Genomic DNA, 21,727 nt, shown 5'->3' on the forward strand with positions numbered 1-21,727 from the left:
GTATGGAGACGAGATGGCATGTGATAGGCAAAGGGAGTTACTCCAGGCTATAAACGAGGTGTATCGTCATCTTTTGACGGAAAACGATCTTTCGAATTTGCTACAGGGGATCTGTGACAGGCTGGTAACTAACAGCCTGTTTGTATCATCGCTTATTGTGTTTATCGATGAAACGACCGGCAGCATGATTACCGCTGAAACTGGATTTGCTGCTCGTTTTCAAGAAATAATGGCCCATCTTCGCGAAGGTGTTTTGCCACCATGCGGGCTTCGGGTGTTGCAAGAGCCATCTTTGGCGACAGTTTTTTGCCGATCAGAAAAATGTATTGTATGCAATACCTTTCCTCCAGGATCGTCGTATACCGGTATCTGCACTGCGATAAGGTCTACCCCCGCACTGTATGGTTTTTTAGTGGTGCATACAACGCTGTCTGTTGGTGAGGGAGTGTCATCCATTCTTGATGTTCAGTCTTTTTCCCAGGTCGGTGAGGCTGTTGCTCATGCTTTACGCCGCTTATTTGATAAGGAGGATGCAAAGCATCGTGAAAAGGAAATGCGCCGGATTGAAGAACGCTATGAACTCGCATTACTTGCCTCCCAAGCCGGGTTGTGGGATTGGAATATTCAAACCGGTGAGATGTACACCAGCCCCAACCAAAAAGAGTATTTAGATTATCGAAGCGGCGATAAAGGGCCTGGCTCAACCAATCGCATTGTTCATCCGGATGATAAGGAAAAGGTGCTCACTATATTAAACGCGCATCTGGAAGGGCAAACTGATGAGTATAGAATCGAATACCGGGTAAAAGATGAGCATGGTGATTGGGCCTGGTATCTTGACCGGGGAAGAGTTGTTGAAAGAAATGAAAACAATATGCCGGTCAGGATGACCGGTACCCACCAGAATATAACTTTACAAAAACATAGGGAACAGGCACTTGCTGCAATCCAGCAACAGCTGCATAATGCAGTCGACCATGAACGAAATTTTTTACAGACAGTTATTGACAGTGCCGGTGACCCTGTCATGGTCATTGATTTGCAATATAACATTTTGCTTATTAATCAGACCGCAGTTGGGCTGATTAATGTTTCTGAAGCAGGTGGTTCCATGCATGGCAGAAAATGTTATGAACTGTTTTGCAGTGCAGGTGGCCCCTGCAACGACCACCGCTTTCCCTGTCCCATAAGTGCAATCAGGGAAAAAGATAATCAGGTGAAACTCATCCATAATCCCTACCATGGTAACGGTATTAATAATACCTTTGAGCTCGATATCTCACCGTTGAGAAATGCTGAAGGAGAGGTTTACGGGATTATTGAAGTTGCCAGGGATGTCACCGACAGGCTGCGAATTGAAGACGAACTTCGAGACAGCCAATCCAAGCTCTATCGGCTGGCCCATCATGACACTTTAACCGGTTTACCCAACAGGCTTTTGTTTAGAGATCGGCTCAACCAGGCGCTGATCAAGGCCGGCAGGCTTGAGAAAGGGGTAGCTGTCATGTATCTTGATCTGGATCGTTTTAAACATATCAATGATACGCTCGGTCACGATGTTGGTGATGATCTGTTGGTGGAAGTGGCTGACCGCTTTAAACGGCAGTGTCGAGCCTCGGACACGGTAGCTCGACTAGGTGGGGATGAATTTGTTTTTGTACTTGACGGAATCGGCAATAAAAAAGACGTTGCAATAATCGCTGGGAAAATTATTGCTGTCATGCAGGAACAGGTGCGCATACAAGAGCATGTTATCAGTATTTCAACAAGTATCGGCATCGCCCTGTATCCTGATGATTCATCCGACATCGACGGGGTGATCAAGTGTGCTGATATGGCATTGTACAAAGCTAAAGAGAAGGGGCGGAATACTTTTTGTTTTTATCGGTCCTCTGTCGAGGACGTGAACGCGGATTCGTCTGATGGGAAAATATAAGCTCACCTGTTAAGCTGTTCACAGTCAACGCTGAAAAACTCAGGCATTGCATTCGCTAGGTTGCCACCAGTTTGTGGCGTCAACGTACTGCGCGTGTAGTTAGTTTGAGTCGGCTCCATGCTATCTTGAAATATTGTTCATACATCCAACTGTTTTGTTCCATTCAAGTTTTTATCCTTGAAGGTCAGCGTTAGGCTCCGATATCAGCTTATGTGCCTGCGGTAAAATTTTGCCTGTACAGCGAATTTGAACGAATTTGCCCGTTTTCCAGGACACCCCGTAAACATATTTGCTGCACCTTGTTGATTTGGCTCGAATTAGTTCATAGTTGCCCGATCAGCAACGGCGATTTTGTCAGGATTTAGCGTGGGGAGCTGTTCTTTTCGCCAGTGGCATCGTGTGTTGTTTTTTTAACCTTGTTCGGCAAGGGAAAAACATTTTTTATCCGGCGTAGCTTTGCTTGGCCAAGGTGTAAAAGGCTTTACACTCCCCATTTTTTCCTACTTAAATTGATTTTTCCCGCCCTTGACACTGGTTTTTGCCATACTTATTGTTGGCACCAGATTTGTCTGGCCGGTTGATTGATCTGTGTGGAATAACAGCTCAACAAGACGGTGGAAATATACTTAGGGAGAAGGAGACTTGAGGTGGTAGAAGAGACCAAAGAGCAGCAGCCTGTTGATCCGGAGGAAGAAACTGCAGTTCCTGAAGAGCCTGGTGGTGTGGAATCTGTTGTTGATGAATCTGTTGAACAACCGGAAAGAAACCTGCAGGAAGAACTTGAAGCTGCAGAGGATAAACTGCTTCGCGTCGCTGCTGAATTTGAAAATTTTAAAAAGAGAATAGAGCGCGAGCAGAGTAAACTCATGAAATACGCCGGGGAAAATATACTGCGTGAGTTACTGACAACACTTGATAATCTTGATCGTGCCATTGATCAGGGCAAAGCAGATGCCGACGATGCGAGTGCGAAACTTGAATCAATGCTTGAAGGGTTGGATCTTACCCAGAAAGGTTTGGTCGGAACTCTTGAAAAATTTGGTGTTGAACCTTTAGATGCTGTGGGGCAGGAATTTAATCCTGATGAGCAGGATGCATTGACCATGGAAAACAGCAGTGAGGTTCCAGCCAATCATGTCTTGCGCGAATTTGCCAAGGGGTATCGGTTCAAGGACAGGGTGTTGCGTCATGCTCAGGTGGTTGTCTCAAGCGGTCCCGCACCGGAAGAGGACGCATAACCGATCCCTGCAAGCAGGGGAAACAGTTTAGATAATGTTATATTAAGTAATTATTAAGGTATTTTTTACAGCTTGTAGCTGATTATTTAAGGAGACAGGAGAAGCATTATGGGAAAAATTATAGGCATTGACCTGGGTACTACCAACTGTTGTGTATCCATCATGGAGGGCGGTGATCCAAAGGTCATTGAAAATAGCGAAGGAAACAGAACCACCCCTTCAATTGTGGCATTTACAGACAATGGGGAGCGTTTGGTCGGCCAGGTTGCAAAACGGCAGGCCGTTACGAATCCGACGCGAACTCTTTTTGCCATCAAACGGCTTGTTGGGCGAAAGTTTACCGACTTGGAAGTGAAAAAATCTATTGATATCAGTCCTTTTAAGATTGTTGAAGGTCCTGGTGGCGATGCTGTGGTTGAAGTTGAGGGTAAAACCTACTCCGCAGCAGAAGTCTCGGCAATGATCCTTGGTAAAATGAAGCAGACAGCGGAAGAGTATTTGGGGGAACCAGTTGAAGATGCCGTTGTTACTGTTCCTGCATACTTTAATGATGCCCAGCGCCAGGCCACAAAGGATGCCGGAAAAATTGCCGGTCTGAATGTGCAACGTATTATCAATGAGCCGACCGCTGCCTCCCTTGCCTATGGTCTGGATAAAAAAGGCGAAGAAAAAATCGCTGTTTTCGATCTGGGTGGCGGTACTTTTGACGTGTCCATCCTTGAGATCGGCGACGGTGTGTTTGAGGTCAAATCCACCAACGGTGACACCTTCCTTGGTGGTGAAGATTTTGATATGCGGATCGTTAACTGGCTTGCCGACGAATTCAAGCGTGATAATGGGGTGGATCTCCGCAATGACAATATGGCCCTGCAGCGGTTAAAAGAAGAAGCTGAGAAAGCAAAGAAAGAGCTTTCTACCGCTATGGAGACCGATATTAACCTGCCATTTATCACCGCAGATGCATCCGGACCAAAGCATCTCAACATCAAGTTGAGTCGTGCTAAACTGGAAGCACTGGTAGAAGATTTGATCGAACGTACTGCAGGTCCATGTAAGGTGGCACTTGCTGATGCCGGACTCAACGCTTCAGAGATCGACGAGGTTATCCTTGTAGGTGGCATGTCTCGTATGCCTAAGGTGCAGGAAAAGGTTAAATCCATCTTTGGTAAAGATCCGCATAAGGGGGTAAATCCAGATGAGGTTGTTGCCATCGGTGCTGCCATCCAGGGTGGCGTGCTTCAGGGTGACGTGAAGGATGTACTGCTACTTGATGTTACGCCACTTTCCCTTGGTATTGAAACGCTCGGTGGAGTAATGACCAAGCTTATCGAGAAGAATACCACTGTACCAACCAAGAAAAGTCAGGTCTTCTCGACAGCTGCAGATAATCAGCCTGCGGTTTCCATTCATGTTCTTCAGGGCGAGCGTGAAATGGCCCAAGATAACAAGACCATTGGCCGATTCGAACTGGCTGACATTCCTCCGGCCCCGCGTGGTGTGCCGCAGATTGAGGTTGCCTTTGATTTGGATGCCAATGGTATTCTTCATGTTTCAGCAAAAGATCTTGGAACCAACAAGGAACAGTCCATTCGCATTACAGCCTCTTCCGGCCTTTCTGAAGACGAAATCGAGAGGATGAAGAAGGATGCTGAGTTGCATGCCGATGAAGACAAGAAACGTAAGGAGCTGGTAGAAGCGAAAAATAACGGCGATGCAATGATCCACATGACTCAGAAGAGCTTGACAGAGCTTGGTGATAAGGTGGATGCTGAGACCAAGGGAAATGTAGAAAAAGAAATTGAAAATCTGAAAAAAGCGCTTGAAACTGACGATGTTGATAGCATCAAGTCTGCAACAGAAGCTTTGACCCAGGCGTCACATAAACTTGCCGAACTGATGTATGCTCAGGCTTCACAGGATCAGCCTGGCGGTGGATCTGGTGCTGCAGGAGCTGCCGGTGGCGCTGCAGGAGCAGGCGCAGCAGGAGGCGGTAAAGGTAAAGGTGATGATGACGACGTTGTTGATGCTGACTTTGAAGAGGTAAAATAAGCAGAGAGTTACTTTTCTTTTTTTCAGTGCGAATGGGAGTGCGGTTCAATCTGCACTCCCATTTTTTTTTGTTTTGCGCTATAGATGATCTGTCAATTTTCCCTTCACTGAAATTCTTTATACAAACTACCTATGAAACGCATATTATCGGGTATTCAACCTTCCGGTAAACTACACATCGGAAACTATTTTGGCATGATGCAGACCATGATTCGGCAAATGGAGTCAGCAGATCTGTACGTGTTTATTGTCGATCTCCACGCCCTGACATCTGTGCATGATCGTGAGCGCCTGCGAAAGGGCACCCTTGAGGCTGCTGCAGATTTTCTTGCGCTCGGTCTTGATCCAGAACGTTGCACCTTCTGGGTGCAGTCAGATGTGCCGGAGGTCTGTGAGTTGACCTGGATGCTGTCGACCATTACCCCGATGGGACTTTTGGAGCGATGTCATTCTTACAAGGATAAAGTAGCCAAAAATATTGCACCAAGTCATGGCCTCTTTTCCTATCCTGTGCTCATGGCGGCTGATATTCTTTTATATCAGGCAGAAATTGTGCCGGTTGGTAAGGATCAAAAGCAGCATCTGGAAGTTGCACGCGATATAGCCATCAAGTTTAATAATACCTTTGGCGAGACTTTTGTGGTACCCGAACCTGCTATCAGCGGATCTACAGCGATCGTTCCCGGGTTGGACGGTCAAAAAATGTCTAAGTCCTACGGCAACACCATTCCTATTTTTATGGATGAGAAACCGTTGCGTAAGGTCGTCATGTCCATCCAGACCGATTCTACTCCGGTGGAAGAGGCAAAGGATCCTGAGACATGTAACCTCTATGCTTTGCTCAAATTGTTTGCGTCTCCTGAAAAAATGGCAGAGGTACATGATTTGTATGTCAATGGCGGGGCTGCTTACGGGTATTTGAAGCAGGACCTTTTTGAATTGATTAATGACTATTTTGTAGACGCAAGGGCTAAAAAGAAAGATCTGTTGAACAACCTGGATTATCTGCGGGAGGTCCTTGCCGGAGGGGCGGAAAAGGCACGGGAAAAGGCAACGGTAACCCTGGACCTGGCGCGAGATAGAATTGGATTGAAATATTAATTGTGCCGAGAACCCCGGAAAATGTGAGGAGAGCTAATCGTGTAGTGGTCTTTGGTGCTGCCGGCGGTTAATAAGCAGCTGGCCGACCAGGACAAGACCGCCGCCTATTATCAGAGACGTATCAACCTTCTCTCTGTCTGCAGTAATAATGGATCTGTTCATGTGCCGGTTTGAAATCAAAATAAAAAAGGCGGTATTCCCGAGGGATCCCGCCTTTTCGAACAGCTTGCAGTGTCTTTTATAGGCTAAAAATCAACAAGTTCCACATCAAAGACCAGCCATGCATTGGGGGGGATTACCCCGCCTGCACCTTGTTCCCCGTAAGCCAGGTTCGGTGGAATAATAAGGGTGCGTTTTTCTCCTTTCTTCATTGCACTAAGCGCTTCATCCCAGCCACGAATGACTCTTCCTTGGCCCACCGGAAACTGAATGGGTTCTTTGCGGTCATAGGAGCTGTCAAATTTTTTATTGTTAGACAGGAGGCGGCCTGTATAGTGAGCACTGATGACATCACCTTGTTTGGGGGTTGGGCCGCTGCCTTCTGCTTCAATCTGGTAATAGAGTCCTGAACGGGTTTTATGGGCTTCCGGCCATTTATCCTTGATCAGTTTTTTGATTTTTTCGTTTTCTTTTTTTAATGCGCCGTTTTTCGAATCTTCAATTTCAGCCACTGCTTTATCAAAAGCAGCCTGGTTTATTTTGAATTTCTCGGCATCCTTGCCAACTCGGATAATTTCTATTTTTTCGATAACATCGCCCTGGGCAATAGCATTAACAACGTCTTGCCCCTCAATCACTCTACCGAAAACCGTATGTTTACCGTCAAGATGGGGGGTGGGTACGTGGGTAATGAAAAATTGACTGCCATTGGTTCCTGGTCCGGCATTAGCCATGGACAGAATGCCTGGTCGATTGTGTTTTAATGAAGGATCAAATTCGTCAGGGAAGGTATAGCCAGGACCACCTGTGCCGGTTCCCAGTGGACATCCGCCTTGGATCATGAAATTGTCAATTACTCTGTGAAAAGTGAGACCGTCATAAAAGGGCTTTTCGGTTGGTTTGTCAAAGCCACCGAGATGAAGACTGCCTTCTGCCAGTCCTGCAAAATTAATAACCGTCAAGGGGGTTTTGTCATAATACAGCTTGAGGAGTATATCTCCTTTTTGAGTGGCTATGTTAGCGTACAATCCATCTTTCATTTTTTTTTCCTCATTTTTTGCTGATACCGGTTGTCCGAGTCCAAAAAGCAACGCAGTCAGGAGTAGAGTGGTGAGCCATTTGTTCATTGTCGTCTCCGGCATGTCTGTTCGTTCCGTGTAGCCTGGCCTGTGAGCGATAAAGATGGAACGTATGGTTACGGCTTTCCTTTAATAGATGCATGACCGTGCTGTAAGGGCACGTTGAACTCCCAATTGGGGAAGGGTGCGGGCCTTTAGGAAAGCTTACTAAGAATGGTCTGGCTTGCTTACAAATCAAAACAGGGATTGTCAATGATAAATTCCACTGTAGATTGCTGAATGTATTTCTTCTCGCCTCGGATTTTTATCGGCTCAGGCATCGAGAGACTTAAATTTTATGCTACCGGTACCATTGGTAAGCGCAAGACTTTTGGAAGGCGAACGAAATGGCAGATATTCAACATAGTCTTAAGAAATTGGGTGCGATTGAAGACATTCACACAACGCTCAGAGTCAATCCAAACGAGGAGCAGAGCGATTTGTCTCGTGAAGCTACAAGGATAAAAATCACTGATAGGGTTGTTTTAGCGAATTTAGGATGAACTTTGTTGACTGACGCCATAAATCCTGTTTTAATATAATGTTTTTGCGCTTTCTCTTTCAATAAGCCGGTGCTCATGTGAACAATATTCTGTACTTGGGATACGGTATAGTCGGAACAGGTATTTATTTTTTGTTACGCCTGTTTCTTCCCCTACTCAGGCATCTAGGGAAAAGGTACAGTTACGGACTTGAGCAGCGACTCGGGCTCTATAATGAAAACCTTTTACCGGAAATTCAGTGCCAAAGGCGGCTTTGGCTGCATGCTGCATCGGTAGGCGAAGTGCGCGCTGCTGTCATTGTAGCCGATGCTCTCTTGCAGACAATACCCGGATTGAGTGTAGTTTTGACTACAACCACCGAACAGGGAAACAAGGTCGCTAAAAAACTGTTTCCTGAAAATATCCCATGCCTCATGGCGCCACTGGATGTGCCGATTGTTGTTGCCAGGGCTCTGCAAAAGATAGCTCCAGACGTATATGTCTGTCTTGAGACAGAACTTTGGCCGGTTATGTTGAGCATGCTAAGAAAGCGAGGTACAGCTGCCGCACTGCTTAACGGGCGTTTGTCGGAACGTTCTTTAGGGCGTTACTTGTATTTGAAGACGTTTATGGGGCAGTTACTGCAGGGGTTTGAGTGGATTGCAACTATTACCAGTGAGGATGCTTCGCGTTTTGCTCGCTTAGGCGCGGCCCCTGATCGGATAGAAGTTTGCGGTAACGTAAAATCTGCGATGGTAAAAGGTGATATCCCCCGCCGTAGAGATCGTTACCGAAAGATTCTTCAGGTGGAGGCAGAGAAGGTTTTTCTCTGCGGTTCCACCCATTCCGGTGAAGAGGAACATTTGCTGCCGGTCTATCGGCGGCTTTCTGCACAACGCGACATACTGTGGTTGCTTGCACCCAGACACCTTGAGCGGATAAAGGAAGTTGCCGCGTTGTTGCTGAGGGATGGACTTCAGTTTCATTACTATACGGAATTGAAAAATGGTGGGAAACGAAGCCATTCTGTCGTCCTTGTGGATACCATGGGGGACTTGGTCGATCTTTACAGTGCCGGTGATTATAACTTCTGTGGTGGAAGCCTGGTTGAACGAGGAGGGCATAATATACTTGAAGCAGTCCAACAGGAGCGTCCAGTATACTACGGTCCCTTTATGAACGATTTTCACCAGGAAGCAGCATTGCTTGAGTCGGCAGGGTGTGGCTTTTCTGTTAGAGATGCTGACCAATTAGCCTGTTTGCTGCAGCAGCATGACCGGCATCAGGAAAAATATGAGCAGGCTTGTGAACAGGCCAGACACCTGGTTTTAACTGGTGCTGAGATTGTAGAAAAACAGGTTAACCTGGTGAACGATCTCTTTGAAAATAAAAGGAAATAGGTTTGTAGAGAAGCGCCTCTCAGGCATTATTCACATTTTTCACAATAAAATGATAAAAGACACTTTATGAAAGCATTGATTGGGCTTGAAGACGGTACAGTAATACCAGGATATTCATTTACAGGACCCGGGGAGGCCTTGGGCGAAATAGTTTTTAACACCAGCATGAGTGGGTATCAGGAGGTGTTGACTGATCCTTCGTACACTGCGCAATTGGTAACCATGACATATCCCTTGATTGGTAACTACGGTGTTAATGCAGAGGATATGGAGTCTGCGTCAGTTCATCCACGTGCATTTTTAATGCGGGAGTATCAAGCTCAGCCCAGTAACTATCGATCCACCTCTGATTTAGCATCCTTTTTACAACAATACAATGTACTCGGGATCGAAGGCCTTGACACCAGGATGCTTACCCGGCTGATACGTAACACTGGTGCCATGAAGGCTGTTATTTCCACCGAAGATCTGGATGCTGATTCGTTGGTACAACGAGCCAGGCAATGGCCGGGGCTGGTTGGCCGGGATATGGTCAAGAGAGTGAGCTGTGAGACCCCTTATCTCTGGACTGATAAGGGACCCGAGCAGGGAAAAGGCTTCGAGAGTGGTGGAAAAGAAAAGTTTAAGGTCGTGGCTTATGATTTTGGTGTGAAGTACAATCAGCTACGGCTTTTGAAACAGTACGGGTGCCAGGTCGTTGTGGTGCCCGCGACAACTTCTGCAGCGCAGGTGCTGGCGCTTGAACCGGACGGAATTTTTCTTTCCAACGGGCCCGGTGACCCTGCCGGTGTTGAGGGTGTTGTTGAAAATATAAGACAATTACTTGGTGTTAAACCTATTTTTGGTATTTGTCTTGGGCACCAGATGCTTGCTCTCGCATATGGAGGCTCCACCTATAAGCTTAAGTTCGGCCACCGTGGAACGAATCAACCGGTAAAGGATCTCACTACCGGTAAAATCGAAATTACTTCACAAAATCATGGTTTTTGTGTTGACCCTGAAAAATTACCACCTGAAGTCGAAGTAACCCATATCAATCTCAATGATAACAGTCTGGAAGGAATGCGGCATTTAAAGTATCCTGCCTTTTCCGTCCAGTATCATCCTGAATATGCTCCCGGTCCACATGATGCAGAGTATTTATTTGGCCGTTTTATTGAACTCATGCAGCATTCATTCTGATCTCTTATTTGATAACGTATCATGCCTAAACGAACAGATATAAGTAAAATCCTCATCATTGGCTCCGGGCCCATTATCATTAGCCAGGCCTGTGAATTTGATTACTCTGGAGCACAGGCTGTTAAGGCTCTAAAAGAAGAAGGATTCGAGGTGATTTTGATTAACTCGAATCCTGCCACCATCATGACCGATCCCGGGCTTGCGGATCGGACCTATATAGAGCCAATTACGCCGGAGTGCGTGGCCAAGGTCATAGAACGGGAACGACCGGATGCATTGTTGCCGACTCTGGGTGGGCAGACCGGACTGAACACTGCCATTAAGGTCGCCGAAATGGGGGTGCTTGAAAAATATGGCGTAGAAATGCTTGCCGCAAATATCGACGTCATTCAAAAGGCGGAAGGCCGTGAAGAGTTTCGCGATGCCATGCGGAAAATTAACCTGAAGGTGCCCGAATCGGCCATTGTGCACACGATTGAAGATGCAATGGAAGCGGGCAGTGAAATAGGGTTTCCCATAATTGTGCGACCAAGTTTCACCTTGGGGGGGACCGGCGGCGGTGTTGCCTACAACCGGACCGAGCTTAAAGAACTTGCCACAGCAGGACTTGATCTATCCATGACCACAGAGGTGATGATTGAGCGAAGCCTCCTTGGGTGGAAAGAATATGAGCTTGAGGTTATGCGTGATAAAAACGACAACGTCGTCATTATTTGCTCCATTGAAAATATTGATGCGATGGGCGTTCACACGGGTGATTCCATTACCGTAGCCCCAGCGCAAACACTTACTGATCGAGAATATCAGGAGATGCGTGATGCGGCCATTGCTATTATCCGTGAAATCGGAGTGGAAACAGGAGGTTCCAACGTACAATTTGCCGTCAACCCTGCAGACGGGGAGTTGATGATCATTGAAATGAACCCCAGGGTGTCCCGCTCTTCTGCGCTGGCCTCTAAAGCAACCGGGTTTCCCATTGCTAAAATTGCAGCCAAGCTGGCTGTTGGCTATACGCTGGATGAAATTAAAAATGATATCACCCGTGAGACCTACGCATCTTTTGAACCAACCATAGATTATTGCGTGGTCAAGATACCGCGATGGACCTTTGAAAAATTTCCGGAAACCGATGATATTCTCACCACTGCCATGAAATCGGTAGGGGAAACCATGGCCATGGGACGTACTTTTAAGGAAGCATTCCAGAAAGGAATCCGCTCCTTGGAAATAGGCCGTATGGGATTTGGCTTTGATCGTAAGGACGAGATGGTCGAACTGCACCAGGATGACTTGGATCGTGGTCTTACCCGCCCGAATTCACGTCGCATGAGCTATATATTTGAGGCTTTAAGGCGCGGAATGGAGGTTGAGCGGATCTATGAGTTAAGCCATATCGACCCCTGGTTTTTGTATAATTTCCGCCAGATCGTTGACAAGGGGGTGGAAATTGGCGAAAAAGGATTTAGCGGGCTGGACAGTGATGCGCTTTATTTAGCCAAGCAGTATGGTTTTTCGGATGTGCAGCTGGCTATCCTTACCGGTACTTCTGAAGAAGATATTCGTCAGTTGCGAATTAAAAAAGGGTTGGAGCCTGTTTACAAGCTCGTAGATACCTGTGCCGCTGAGTTTGAATCGTACACTCCATACTACTATTCAACCTATGAGCAAGAAGATGAGGTTGAGGTTACTGATCGGAAAAAAATAATTATTTTAGGTGGCGGTCCTAATCGTATCGGACAGGGCATAGAATTCGATTATTGCTGCGTTCATGCTTCCTTTGCCTTGAAAGAGATCGGAGTTGAGTCGATCATGGTTAATTCAAATCCGGAGACCGTTTCCACGGATTACGACACCTCGGATAAGCTCTATTTTGAGCCTTTAACCAGAGAAGATGTGCTGAATATTATAGAACGGGAAAAACCTGACGGGGTAATTGTCCAGTTTGGTGGTCAAACGCCGCTTAATCTTGCTATGCCATTGGATAAGGCGGGTGTTCCTATCATCGGTACACCTCCCGATGCCATTGACCGTGCAGAGGACAGAAAACGGTTTCAGCAGTTTCTGCAAAAGCTTGATCTCAGGCAGCCGGAAAACGGTACAGCCCACACCTTGGAAGAAGCACTGCAGGTGGCAGGTCGGATCGGTTACCCTGTGGTCATGAGACCATCGTACGTTCTCGGTGGGCGCGATATGCGGATTGTCTACAATGAAGAGGGTATACGCGACTTTATGAATTTGCCGGGAATAGCTGGAGCAGAGCACCCTGTTTTGCTCGATCAATTTTTAAAAGATGCCATTGAAGTTGATGTGGATGCAGTCTCCGATGGTACCATGAGTGTGGTCGGTGGCATTATGCAGCACATCGAAGAAGCCGGCATTCATTCTGGTGATTCAGCCTGCGTTTTACCGCCCCATACCTTACCCGCTACCATGGTAGATGAAATTACAAGGGCGACCAAGTCCATGGCCGAAGAACTGGGAGTTATTGGGTTGATGAACGTCCAGTTTGCCGTAAAAGGCGATATTTTATATGTACTGGAAGTTAATCCGCGGGCTTCGCGAACCGTTCCCTTTGTTTCCAAGGCAACAGGCGTCGAGTTGGCCAAAATTGCGACCAAGGTGATGATGGGGTTAAGTCTTGAGGACTTGGGCTTTACCCAGGAAAAGCAGCTTAGCCACTGGGCTGTAAAAGAAGCTGTCTTTCCTTTTGATCGCTTTGAAAATGTGGATACCCTGCTTGGGCCGGAAATGAAATCCACGGGTGAGGTTATGGGGATAGATGATAATCTCGGCCAGGCCCTTGCTAAAGCGCAATTGGCAGCGGGATCGAGCTTGCCGCTTAAAGGGAATGTCTTTGTATCGGTCCGCCATGGAGACAAGGATGCCGTTGTGCCGGTTGCAAGGAAATTTGTTGAGTTAGGCTATTCTCTTCTTGCCACAAAGGGGACTGCAGCCAGGCTTTCCGACTATGGTATTGAATGTACAGAGGTGAATAAAATTTCCCAGGGAAGACCACATATTCTTGATAAAATAGAAGATGGGGCTGTACAATTGATTCTTAACACTTCAGCGGGCAATCGAACCACTGAAGATGCATATACCATCAGGCGTGCAGCCTTGGATTATCACATTCCCTATTCCACAACCATTACTGGTGGGTGGTCCATGGCACTTGCAGTTGAGTCCCTTCTTGCGCAGGAGGTTGGTGTGAAAACTGTACAGGAATTTTCTAAAACCATTGACGGAAAATAAAACAGTATTACTGTAAAACAAAATTATACGCCTGGCGTGGTACTCAAAAAGGTTATACTGCCAAATGGTTACACGTCAACAGCATCATAGTGGAGAGTTTTTTTGAATACTTTTTATAAAAATCTGAGCATGTGGCTGGTCATAGGTCTGACTATGATCTTGCTGTTTAACTTGTTTAACAAACCTCATTCAGCCAGTAACTCTGTGACATACAGCGAGTTTTGGTCAAGCGTGGATAGTGGTGCCATCACCAAGGTTAATATCCAGGGTGAAAAAATTACCGGTTCTGGTCTTGATGGGCGTCCATTTACAACCGTGGCTCCCGATGATGCAGAACTTATCCCCATGCTCAGACAGTCTGGAGTGGATATTTCTGTTAAAGAGCCTGAGCAAACGCCTTGGTATTTGACTATACTGATATCCTGGTTTCCGATGCTGCTTTTGATTGGGGTGTGGATTTTCTTTATGCGCCAGATGCAGATGGGCGGTAAAGGCGGGGCTCTTTCATTTGGCAAAACCAGGGCAAAACTCCAGGGAGAAGGGGAAGTACAGGTTACGTTTAAAGATGTTGCCGGTATTGATGAAGCCAAAGAAGAACTCGAAGAGATAATCGATTTCCTGCGCGATCCTCAGAAATTCACAAAGCTGGGTGGAAGAATACCCAAAGGTGTTTTGCTTGCAGGTTCTCCTGGAACAGGAAAAACTTTACTTGCCCGAGCCATTGCCGGCGAGGCCGGAGTTCCGTTTTTCACCATCTCTGGTTCTGATTTTGTTGAAATGTTTGTCGGGGTAGGGGCCTCAAGGGTTCGTGACCTCTTTAATCAGGGTAAAAAACATGCGCCCTGTATTATATTTATCGACGAAATTGATGCTGTAGGGCGTCATCGTGGAGCTGGGCTAGGTGGAGGGCATGACGAGCGCGAACAGACCTTGAATCAACTGCTGGTTGAAATGGATGGGTTTGAGGGCAATGATGGGGTTATTATTATTGCTGCCACCAACCGACCTGATGTACTTGATCCAGCATTACTCAGACCAGGTCGTTTTGATCGTCAGGTAATGGTGCCGGTGCCGGATGTGAAAGGACGAGAAAAGATTCTTGAAATTTATGGCAAAAAAACCAAGTTGGCAGATGATGTCGACATGGGAGTGATTGCTCGCGGTACACCTGGATTTTCTGGTGCTGACCTGGAAAATCTCGTCAATGAGGCTGCTCTTATGGCAGCCAGAAAAGGTAAGGACCAGGTTGATGCTGAGCAGTTGGAAAAGGCCAAAGATAAGGTAATGATGGGCGCAGAGAGAAGATCAATGATTATCTCCGACAAAGAGAAAGAGATCACTGCTTATCATGAAGCAGGACATGCCTTGGTTGCTCGCTTTCTGCCGGGAACAGATCCCATTCATAAAGTGACCATTATCCCCAGGGGTAGGGCTCTTGGTTTGACAATGCAATTGCCCATGGATGAAAAATATACACATGCTCGTGGTTTCTTGCTTGATTCCATTGCCATTCTATTTGGCGGTAGGGTCGCTGAAAAACTTGTATTTAATGAGATTACCACAGGTGCAGGCAACGATATTGAACGTGCCAGTGAGCTCGCCCGAAAAATGGTGTGTGAATGGGGAATGAGTGACGAACTCGGACCTCTTGCGTATGGTAAGAAAGATGAGCAGATTTTCCTCGGACGGGAGATTGCCCAACATCGTGATTATAGTGAGTTGACGGCCCAAAAAATTGATGATGCTGTGAAAAAGATCATTCTCGAGGGTAATGAAAGAGTCACAAAACTTCTTCAGGATAACATGGACATCCTGGATGCGGTGGCTGCTGAATTGCTTGAGAAAGAGACAATTATGCTCGAAGACATGAATCGTATAATTGTTAATCTCAGAGGTGAAGAAGAAGCTGTTGTAAACACTACTGAAAAGAGTGAAACGGAGCCATCTAACGCTACTGAGGAGCATGAAACCGCCGAAGCCTAATTTGCAGCAAATGTAGGCACGTAGAAATTTGAGCCGGTAGACTGCTTGCAGTCGACCGGCTCTTTTTATTTATTGGAGATGTATTCATGGCAAGTGCAACAAAGGTTATGGGGATACTCAATGTTACTCCTGATTCCTTTTCAGATGGCGGCCGGTACACCAATAAGGATGCTATTCAAAAGCAAATCGTTAAGCTTGTTGAGGATGGAGCGGACATTATTGATGTGGGAGGGGAGTCATCCAGACCTTTTGCTGAAGCGATCGATGCGGATGAGGAGATGGCAAGAGTTCTGCCTGCAATTACTCAGATTCGCCAATTCACTTCCATTCCTGTTTCCATTGACACAACCAAAGCTCTTGTCGCAAAAGCTGCTCTTGCTGCGGGTGCTACAATGGTCAATGACATTTCAGCCCTCCGCCAAGACCCAGAAATGGTAGAGGTGGTAGCCAGTTACAGTGGCCCCGTGATCATAATGCACATGCAGGGTAACCCAGATACTATGCAGATCGCCCCTCAATACACTGATGTTGTTGAGGAAATAAATACTTTTTTTACTCAACGGCTAGCCTGGATGGAAAAAAAAGGAATTGATCGCCGGCGAATTATTATTGATCCTGGCATTGGTTTTGGTAAAAGCGTAGACCATAACCTGGCCATACTACGAAATATCAGGGAATTTAAAAAGCATGGATGCCAAGTGCTGGTTGGCCACTCACGCAAGTCGTTTTTTGACCACTTGCTAGGCATACCTGTCACGGAACGTGATCTCCCGACCGCCATTGTATCAGCTTTGTGCGTGCAAAAGGGTGTTGATATATTGCGAGTTCATGATGTGAAAAAGAATGTTTGCGCAGTGGCTCTCAGCTCGGCCCTCTCATAGCTGGAGGTTCTTGTTTAAGTTCAACGAACCTTTGCAATAAGCTTTTCTCCCTTCAAGGCATCTTTATCTTTGGGTGAGCTTTTGGCATCATTGTCTGTTGAATAGAGGAGAGTTCCACTTGGAAGTCGTAGAGCTTTTCACCTCTTATGATTTGAGCGCTGACCGTGTCCCCGGCCTTAGTGTCAAGGAGGCTGATTTTGATATCGGCGACACTGGCGACAGGATTGTTGTTAATTTGTTTGATAATATCCTGTGGCATCAGACCTGCCTTGCCTGCCAAACCATGAGGGCTTATTTGACGTATTCTCACTTGTCCATTTTCTTCCTCTTCGAGTATAACCCCGATTTTACCCACTGCAGCTAGTTCAACGCTTGCTGTGTCCATCAGTATATCGGCAGGGGCCGGCATTCCTGCATCAGAGGATAGCCTGCCTGCTGGAACGATAATTTTTTGGGCAATGTTGTTCATTCTTCTTTGCACCCTAGGGGGAATGCCGTTTATTTTATGCACATGTCCTGTCCCGGCAAGAACAATGATCTGTTTTTCAGGAAATTGTTGCAGGATATTGATTATAGATGTAGCCATGGTTTCATCCCATAATGCCTGGGCCTGAAGAAAACCGGGAAACCCTCCTGAAGAATGAGGTGTCTGATGCATTTTGAAGACCGAAGTAAGTCGTTGTTCATATCCGGGAAGTATAAGGTCACGATCCTCTGGAACACTGGCTCGCTGTTCTACTGATAATGCATCTGTTGTTCCGGTACGATACAATGTTCTTGTTATCTGTTTGTCTAGGTTCAGGCCAATAAGAGGTATTTTTTTAGCTTTTGCAAAACCTATAATATCGCGGTATAGCCGGTAGTCGTATCCCCAAACTTTAAAATATTGTGACTGTTTAATGAATTCGGACTCGCTCTGGATGGTCCCGTCGATATAGTCATCAAGCGCTTGCTGCGAGGAAGTGGGAAACATCTCCATTCCTATGACCAGATTTGGGTTTAGTTGAAAGAGCCCTTGGATTATCTGCAGTTGAAGTAAATGGGCACCATAGTCGGTATGTGTTTCGCCCACATAAATTACTTTCGAGTCTTTTATATTTGTAAGAATTTCTGAAAAGTCCATGGGGGCTTTGGTCGGTACACCTCCAGGAAGTGAGAGTAAAGGATAGTGGTCTCCATCGTCTGCCGGACTGGTTTGTTTTTGTTGTATGTTGCCGTTGTTGAAGCCAAGGACGGAATATTGTCCGTAGTGAAACAGTTTGCCGGCAACAGCCTGGGTTTGAGAAAAATCCTCGCTGTCTACCAGGACCATAACCTGCCTTTGATGAAAAGGGCTTGGGTGCACTGCCAGCGAAAAATCAAAATCTGCTGCTTTTTTGTCGGCAAAAAGACTGCTGCGATGGCTGCTGGCTCCGGCAAAAAGCCAGGATCCTTTCTGTAGAGCACTGTTTGTTACATTTTTTGGGCTGATAACGTTGCCTCCCCGCTTCTGAAGGAGGTTTATCAACGGTTGATACGTTGCTGCTTGTTTTTCAGAAACCAAGATATTCATCGGGCTTGCAGCCAGAAAATGAGCCCAAGTCACTCTTCTTTCCCCAGCTCCAAGACTTCGCATAAGGTCGTATTTCGGGTCTAGGGTTATGGACACCGGAAGGGTATCTGTGGTAACGGCAAACCTTTTTTGCGTGCTATTGGTGGTAAGTGTTTTTTGTATTGGCTCACCCATAGTTTCGATTCGTATGGGGACATCAATTGCATATGGTTTTTTCGTATGTTGGACGATATCAAAAGCAACAGAGGCTTGACCGCCTTTGGGCTTTACGTCTATTTTTTCTATGGACAGCGAGGGGATATCCTCACGGTCTACCCATTGGTCGAAAAAAGCAGCTAAGTTTGTGTCGGAAACCTCAGCAAAAGCATCTTGAATATCCTGCCAGCCAGCACTTTGGAAACGGTTTGTTTGATAAAAGAGAGCGAGTGCTTTAAAAAAGTTGTCTCGACCGATTTTCTGATGAAGCATATGGAAAATCATTGATCCCTTATCATAGCCTACTGCCTTGAGCATACGTGATTGTGGCTGGTTATCGCTCGGATTGTGAAAATTACGCATTGAAGGTGGTGTGCCGGCTGCAACGTAGGCATCGTATCGAACAAGCTGTTTTTTTCGGTACTGAATGTCTTTTCCAGCTTTAGCAGCCAGGTGTTGATCTGCAAGGTAGGTTGTCAGTCCTTCTGCCCAGTTTCCATCATCATGACGAATAAAAATACTGTTACCGAACCAGGAGTGAAGAATTTCATGACCCAAAGAGGTGTCCACAATAAAGGGAAGGCGAACAACAGCTTGGCCAAGGAGGGTAAAACCGGGCATTCCGTAGCCGGTGGGAAGCCTGTTCTCCACAATACTATAGCGGGAGTAAGGAAAGGGACCAATCAAATTTTCATACTCACGGATGTAGGACGCCGTTTTTGCCAGATATTGTTTCATCAGATGAGCATCTTCTTTAAAAAAATAAGCATAAATCGTCAGATTTTGCAGTTGTTTACTCTGGATGATATATGGCCCTGCAATCAAGTGCATGCTCTGAAGAGGGTGGTTGAAGGAGGCGTGTACATGCTTGTTGCTGCCGGAAACCGTTGTGGTAATCTCTTCTGCTTCAGTAATAGCTGAAAAATGCTGAGGGATAACCGCATCAAGAGAGAAAAGCATGTCTTGTTTGCCTAATGGATGCCAAAACCCAGCAAGTGTTATCCCGTTATCGGCAATAAGATTGTCCCTGTCCAATACATGAGCTGTTGAGAGTTCCCAAGAGATATAAAGCTGCTGCGGTACGTGTGATGCCGCGATAAAAATGTCGTTTTTTTCTCCGGCAATAACTTTGACAGGGGTGGTTTTCTCTTTTTCAAGGACTATCCCGGTGAGTGAGAGCGGGCCGCCTTCCAGATACAGCTCAGTCTGTTGAGGAATGCTGATACGCGATGTTGCATACAGCGTCTGCTTGTTTATATCAAAACTGAGGGATATATGGTGGTGGATGGGGGCAACCATAGTATTGGCCGAAGCATGGTTGCAGGGAAGAAAAGAAGGAAAGATAAAGAACAGGAAAATAAAAATGAATAATGTGTTTTTCATGAAGTGTCAGTTTTTGGTAGTATGATTTGAAAGAATGGCTAAATACTAATCATTTATTATCTGTTAGAAAAGGTTACTTCTCTATTGGACATGCTTCTGCTTGACAAGGTCCAAAAGATCGTTGTAGGGTCTGCCGTTAAATTTTATATCAATTTGTCAACAGGTTGCGTTCGCCTGCCAGGGTGTGCACTGTTTTACCGCACCTGATACAACAGACTGTTTGAGTTTCGCAACTGACTGCTTTGCATCCTTTAATGATGACCAGAAAGAGGACATTTATGCAATTATTTCGTATCAAGACGATGAATGCCATTGCTCCGGAAGGGCTGGCACTTTTAACAGACCGTTATATTGTAGACCCGGAAGAGAGCGACCCGGAAGGGTTGGTTGTACGGAGTTCTCAGGTGGATTTGAATCTTTTTCCAAATTTGCTGGGCGTCGCTAGAGCCGGTGCCGGCGTTAATAATATACCGGTTGACGAAGCTTCTGAGAAAGGAATCTGTGTATTTAACGCACCAGGTGCAAATGCCAATGCTGTAGTGGAGTTGGTCTATACGACTTTAGGTATCTGGCTGCGTAATGTGGAAAAGAGTATCTCATTTTGTAAAGATCTCAATAAATTGAAGGATGATGACTCCATAAACATTGAAGTGGAAGCGCAGAAAAAGAAGTTTAAGGGCGAAGAAATGGCGGGAAAGACCCTTGCCGTGGTTGGACTTGGAAAGATTGGAGTGGGCGTCGCCAATGCAGGGTTACATCATGGGATGAAGGTTATCGGGTTTGATCCTTTTCCAGCTATGGATAATATTCATGGGCTTTCGCCGGAAGTAACACTTTCAAGATCCCGTAAAGAAGCGCTTGGACAGGCCGACTTTATCAGCGTGCATATTCCTTTAAACAAAAATACCCGCGGATATGTGACACAAAAGGATTTTTTAGAGTTTGTGAAAGATGATGCCATTCTTATAAATTATGCCAGGGGACCTATTGTTGATGAAGATGCTGTGTTGGCAGCACTTGCAAGTGGCAAACTGAGAGGCCATATATCTGATTTTCCCTCGGTGAAGTTTATCGGCCATGAGAAGATTATTGTTACACCGCATTTGGGAGCCTCTACTTCAGAGTCTGAAGAAAACTGCGCGGTGATGGCCGTTAGAGAGTTGAAAAGCTATCTGGAATACGGCAACATTGTTCACAGTGTCAATTTCCCCAACATTGAAACCATTCCAACGGTAGATGTTCATACACGATTAACGGTCATTAATCGTGATCAACCCGGAATGATTGGTCTGGTGACAAATATCCTTGGTGCACATCATATTAACATCATGAACTACACTAATAAAAGTAATGGAACTTTAGGCTATAATATTATTGACTGTGCAGGTCCTGTTCCAGCTAGTGTAGAAAAGGAAATTTGTCAGCAGGAAGGCGTGTTACGGACCCGAAGTATTGCCTTTCACGAGGCGTAATATAACCATAATCAGCACTGTGGATTTTGTATGTCAGTGAGGGTGTATAAAAAATATCCAATTGGGGTTCTATTGGGAGATACGGAGTATAAAAAATAGTATTGCATGGTAATTATTTGATATGTTAAGTGTTTTTTTTGATCCATTCTTTTTTTAGCCCAGGCGAGGTTAAAAAAAATGAACTGCTTTGCGGGGCTTGAAGCAAGAGAGAATAAAATTCCATGTAACACCTTGAAAAAACGGTAATATTTTTTTTGGGCCCTGGTTTTTTTCTGGCATGAATAATGCTAAATTTAAAATGATTCTTCATCTTCTCTCCTTTGCCGACTTGATCCTTTTACTTT

14 protein-coding genes are annotated in these 21,727 nt (G+C 45.8%); 11 read left to right on the forward strand and 3 right to left on the reverse strand.

Going from position 1 to position 21,727, the window contains the following annotated elements:
* Positions 1 to 13: 13 nt before the first annotated feature.
* The 4 genes from JWH17_RS03015 to trpS all read left to right on the forward strand — a co-directional run bounded on the left by JWH17_RS03015 (position 14) and on the right by trpS (position 6,324).
* On the forward strand, positions 14 to 1,936 hold the full coding sequence (locus tag JWH17_RS03015; RefSeq protein ID WP_205221075.1) for a sensor domain-containing diguanylate cyclase: 1,923 nt from the start codon (positions 14 to 16) through the stop codon (positions 1,934 to 1,936).
* A 647-nt stretch (positions 1,937 to 2,583) separates the two neighbouring features.
* Complete coding sequence (locus JWH17_RS03020) at positions 2,584 to 3,174, forward strand: nucleotide exchange factor GrpE (protein WP_205221076.1); 591 nt, start codon at positions 2,584 to 2,586, stop codon at positions 3,172 to 3,174.
* A gap of 108 nt (positions 3,175 to 3,282) precedes the next feature.
* Entirely contained in the window at positions 3,283 to 5,223 is a 1,941-nt protein-coding gene (gene dnaK / locus JWH17_RS03025) for a molecular chaperone DnaK (RefSeq protein WP_205221077.1), read from the forward strand.
* 132 nt (positions 5,224 to 5,355) lie between these two features.
* Entirely contained in the window at positions 5,356 to 6,324 is a 969-nt protein-coding gene (trpS, locus tag JWH17_RS03030) for a tryptophan--tRNA ligase (RefSeq protein WP_205221078.1), read from the forward strand.
* Between the two features lie 33 nt (positions 6,325 to 6,357).
* On the opposite strand, the gene JWH17_RS23995 is transcribed toward trpS, so the two are convergent.
* Together JWH17_RS23995 and JWH17_RS03035 are read right to left on the reverse strand one after the other, a co-directional pair.
* Positions 6,358 to 6,486, reverse strand: a complete 129-nt coding sequence (locus tag JWH17_RS23995) for a hypothetical protein (RefSeq protein WP_269755803.1) — start codon at positions 6,484 to 6,486, stop codon at positions 6,358 to 6,360.
* An 83-nt stretch (positions 6,487 to 6,569) separates the two neighbouring features.
* Complete coding sequence (locus tag JWH17_RS03035; protein WP_205221106.1) at positions 6,570 to 7,523, reverse strand: peptidylprolyl isomerase; 954 nt, start codon at positions 7,521 to 7,523, stop codon at positions 6,570 to 6,572.
* Positions 7,524 to 7,948: 425 nt separating this feature from the next.
* On the opposite strand from JWH17_RS03035, the gene JWH17_RS03040 reads away from it, so the two are divergent.
* The 6 genes from JWH17_RS03040 (at position 7,949) to folP (ending at position 16,781) form a co-directional block, all read left to right on the forward strand.
* Positions 7,949 to 8,104 (forward strand): hypothetical protein, encoded by a 156-nt coding sequence (locus JWH17_RS03040; protein ID WP_205221079.1) that lies wholly within the window; start codon positions 7,949 to 7,951, stop codon positions 8,102 to 8,104.
* A 77-nt stretch (positions 8,105 to 8,181) separates the two neighbouring features.
* Entirely contained in the window at positions 8,182 to 9,483 is a 1,302-nt protein-coding gene (locus tag JWH17_RS03045) for a 3-deoxy-D-manno-octulosonic acid transferase (protein ID WP_205221080.1), read from the forward strand.
* Between the two features lie 66 nt (positions 9,484 to 9,549).
* Complete coding sequence (gene carA / locus JWH17_RS03050) at positions 9,550 to 10,665, forward strand: glutamine-hydrolyzing carbamoyl-phosphate synthase small subunit (RefSeq protein ID WP_205221081.1); 1,116 nt, start codon at positions 9,550 to 9,552, stop codon at positions 10,663 to 10,665.
* A gap of 21 nt (positions 10,666 to 10,686) precedes the next feature.
* A complete protein-coding gene (gene carB / locus JWH17_RS03055; protein WP_205221082.1) occupies positions 10,687 to 13,917 on the forward strand; it encodes a carbamoyl-phosphate synthase large subunit in 3,231 nt (1,076 codons plus the stop codon).
* 102 nt (positions 13,918 to 14,019) lie between these two features.
* Entirely contained in the window at positions 14,020 to 15,900 is a 1,881-nt protein-coding gene (gene ftsH, locus JWH17_RS03060) for an ATP-dependent zinc metalloprotease FtsH (protein ID WP_269755804.1), read from the forward strand.
* 86 nt (positions 15,901 to 15,986) lie between these two features.
* Positions 15,987 to 16,781 carry a dihydropteroate synthase gene (gene folP / locus JWH17_RS03065; RefSeq protein WP_205221083.1) on the forward strand — a complete coding sequence of 265 codons (795 nt, stop codon included), beginning with the start codon at positions 15,987 to 15,989 and terminating at the stop codon, positions 16,779 to 16,781.
* Positions 16,782 to 16,833: 52 nt separating this feature from the next.
* Here folP and JWH17_RS03070 read toward each other — a convergent pair whose 3' ends face one another.
* Positions 16,834 to 19,911, reverse strand: coding sequence for a ChaN family lipoprotein (locus tag JWH17_RS03070; RefSeq protein WP_205221084.1), 3,078 nt, complete (start codon positions 19,909 to 19,911; stop codon positions 16,834 to 16,836).
* A 278-nt stretch (positions 19,912 to 20,189) separates the two neighbouring features.
* Between JWH17_RS03070 and JWH17_RS03075 the strand changes: the two genes are divergently transcribed.
* Complete coding sequence (locus JWH17_RS03075) at positions 20,190 to 21,383, forward strand: 3-phosphoglycerate dehydrogenase family protein (RefSeq protein WP_205221085.1); 1,194 nt, start codon at positions 20,190 to 20,192, stop codon at positions 21,381 to 21,383.
* Positions 21,384 to 21,727 lie beyond the last annotated feature (344 nt).

The sequence above is a fragment of the Desulfogranum marinum genome, assembly GCF_016918565.1.
Lineage (GTDB): Bacteria > Desulfobacterota > Desulfobulbia > Desulfobulbales > Desulfobulbaceae > Desulfogranum > Desulfogranum marinum.